Source organism: Lysinibacillus sp. 10T31 (assembly GCF_056394365.1).
In genome coordinates, this window is sequence record NZ_JBFTHS010000118.1 from 1 (window position 1) to 2671 (window position 2671).

General features: G+C 36.1%; 2 protein-coding genes. Both read left to right on the forward strand.

The annotated features are described in order from the left end of the window. Positions 1-42: 42 nt before the first annotated feature. Entirely contained in the window at positions 43-1086 is a 1044-nt protein-coding gene (locus AC1DCY_RS26990) for an ArsR family transcriptional regulator (RefSeq protein WP_477355712.1), read from the forward strand. Beyond that, entirely contained in the window at positions 1083-2297 is a 1215-nt protein-coding gene (locus tag AC1DCY_RS26995) for an MFS transporter (protein ID WP_477355715.1), read from the forward strand. Before AC1DCY_RS26990 ends, AC1DCY_RS26995 begins: the two co-directional genes overlap by 4 nt. The last annotated feature ends 374 nt before the right edge of the window (positions 2298-2671 follow it).

The following is a 2671-nucleotide window of genomic DNA, read 5'->3' on the forward strand; positions in this document are numbered from 1 at the left end:
ATATATTAGAATATAGGAAATACATAATAAGGAGGCTCTTTTATGAAACACCTTTATTCTCCATATCCAGCTGAAAGCATTTCCTTACAAGTAGAATCCTCACCTGTTTGGGAAGTGATACTTGGTATTGCAGGGTACACAYATGGACAACTTCGACATACATTCGATTTAGATGAAAAGTGGATATCAGAGCAAGATTCAATRCCTTCATCATTATTARAACATTTGAARGTAATTGAGGAGACCAATTTATGGTATGGACTGATTATGCTTCAAGATAAACTATCTGCATTATCTGTTCAAGATTTTTCGAATCAACTTTCAGWAATTCCAATTGCTCGCTTTTATGACATACTTTTGCCKTACAAAGATCGGAATACAGAGCCTATAAGAAAAGCGACAGCCACTGAACATCATCGAGGTGAATTATTTGAGAAGTATGCGACATATTTTGAAGACCACGATTACTTAGGTGGGTATGTGCGTAATCTTAGTCGTTATACACAACAAGAAATTTGTGACCTATTCAACAATACATTGGTTGAGTGGYACATGTGGGTAAGTCAACAARAAGAATGGGAAAAATGGACTCATGCGCTTGCTTTTGAACAGAAACAATACAAATCATTGGATATAACAAATCCTATTGAGGAAATCGAACGAATTACGGGTGGAATCAAGTATCTCCCTGAACCTTCTGTCTGGAATGTCAAATTAATTCCACACGTATCTTATCGTCCTTGGATCTTAGAAAAACGCACACCTGATACTAAACTTTTCTTTTATCCTTTAAAGGAAGAATATTTGATAGAGCCTGGTGTTCCATCAAATGAGTTAATTCGTGGTCATAAGGCCTTAGGGGATGAACTTCGATTGAAATTGCTTTATCAACTTCTAAAGGGACCTTTATCACTTCAAGAGTTGAGCGTGCAGTTTAATACATCTAAAACAACACTACATCACCAACTTTCTATATTGAAAGCARCAAAGTTTATTCGTGTTGATAAAGGTATCTATTCAGCAAATCTAACGCAGATTAAYGCTTTTTCTGRACGACTCACTCAGTACCTGGGGGTTCACAAATGAATAAGTTCTCTAAGTCATTTAAAGCACTTTGGATAGGTGAAATTGTATCCGAATTTGGTGGAGCAGCTGGAGGAATCATTAATGGATTRTTACTTTATGAATTGACAGGTTCAAGGGAATGGATRGGTGTACTTTGGCTTGTATATTTTATCCCCTCTTTAATTTTGCAAGGCATTAGTGCGCCTTTCCTAAACCATGTTGTGAAGGAGAAAATGCTTCAAAACATACAGTTGATTCGTGCTGGAGCCTACATCCTTCCACTTGTTGGTTATTTAATTGGTACAGACGTGGGAACCATTTTAGGATTAGTCGTKTTACAATGTTTGTTAGGCTTGATGCAACCAATTTACGCAAGTCTATCTTTTTCACTTCTACCAGAAATTTGTAAAGAGAAAGAACTTGTCGAAGCAAATGCATTACTAGATGGAACTATTCGACTTATGAGTTTTATCGCTCCTGGAGCAACTTCATTATTGCTGTTGGTCAGTCCTATACATTTTATATATGGATTTTCATCTGTTATGTTCCTCGTCAGCTTTCTCGCACTTTCACGTATCCCTCAATCMAGTAARAAGAAAGTGGCAACTTGGACAAAGAAATTTTGGTGGGCAGAAATGAARGAAGGSTATCGAACATTCTTTAAATATCCAAATCTTTTTCGACTTACCATTCTTTCTTCCACGGTACAATTTGCGGTTGGAGCAACGATGGTTTTAAGTATTCCTTTTATACGAGGAGACCTTAATGGTCATTCTTGGGAATATGCGATCTTTTCTGGGTCTTTCCCAGTCGGTTATGYTGTAGGTATGGTACTACTTACGAAGTTACCAAAAACTTATCAAACTATGTACCTCGGTTTAATAGGAGGAGGTCTTTCATTCGTACTCTTGTTTTTTGTAAATTCAGTTCCTATTGCATGGGTGTGTGAATTGTTTGGAGGAATGGTATTTCCTTTATTCAATGCTCAAAGTGCAGCRATTTTTCAGCGTGAAGCTCCTAGAGATCGTTTAACCCAACTAAGTGCAGTTCGATTACTATTCATTCGAGTTACCATGCCATTAGGGATATTRTTTGCTTCCTCAACATTTTTAGATTTAAGTACGCGTCAAATATATGCGATTGTTGGTATGTTAATTGTTTTACCTGGATTATTTCACCTCCTTGCTTTATTTTCCCAACCAAATAAAGATTTACTTACAAATAAAAAATAAAAAACAAGTAAATATAGCTTTAGAATACAGATTGATCAAAAAATTACCTTCAGACTTTATTTATCAGCAAATGCAAAAACTCCATTTTAAAAAAAGATTGATCAAAATGGAGTTAATCTTTATCTAACTCTATATTTCAACAATAACATCCATTGAAAACGTTCCTCAACAATCTGGCCCGATTGTTGAATTACAAGTTAAACAACACTCTTCAACTAAACTGCCTCGTTCGTATTATAAGGTCAACCAGATATTTCTGGTTGATCATTTTTAAAATGGTTTTATTATAGCAGTAGCCAGGGTAGAACGTAACTGCTCGTGGGGCTTGACCCCGTCAACTAAACCGTTCGCCCCCTACTTGCAGAAACATGATT